General features: G+C 65.7%; 1 protein-coding gene. It reads right to left on the bottom strand.

What is annotated here, in order from left to right; all coding sequences use genetic code 11:
* Window positions 1–540: Ig-like domain-containing protein (locus tag BTW07_RS19085; protein WP_167369298.1), on the bottom strand; the 540-nt coding region annotated here is incomplete at both ends.

Below are 540 nucleotides of genomic sequence, written 5' to 3'. Positions count from 1 at the left end.
CCGCCATCATTATCGGTGGCGGTGTAGCTGAAGGTGACGTCGCGGCTCTCGCCGGCGGCGAGACCATCGAAGTCGGTGCCGGGGGCGAAGCTGTAGGAGCCGTCGGCGTTGAACGTCAGGCTACCGTTGTCCTGACCTACGCCGGTGTCGAGTGCGTAGCTGTCGATGGTGCCATCGACGTCACTTGCTGCTGGAACTTGCCCACTGAGAACGCTGTTCTCTTCCGTCGTGGCCGTGCCTGCCTGAGCGACCGGCGCGTCGTTGGTGCCGGTCACCGTTACGGTCAGCGTCGAGGTGGCGGTGCCGCCCTGGCCGTCGCTGACGGTGTAGCTGACTTTAGTGGTATCGGTCTGTCCCGCGGCCAGGCGATCGAACGCCGTGCCCGGATTGAAGCTGTAGGAGCCATCCGCGTTTAGCGTGAAGGTGCCGCCGTTGGAGCCGGTGATGGCCTGCCCCACGCTACCTGTTCCGCCGTTGACCGCGCTGACACTCAGCGTGCCGCCATCGACATCGCTGTCGTTGGCCACCACGCCCTGGGCC

Source organism: Salinicola socius, from assembly GCF_001937195.1.
In the GTDB taxonomy this organism is placed as follows: Bacteria; Pseudomonadota; Gammaproteobacteria; order Pseudomonadales; family Halomonadaceae; genus Salinicola; species Salinicola socius.
The sequence above is the reverse complement of the archived record's forward strand: the minus strand, read 5'-3'. Positions and strand labels throughout refer to the sequence as shown.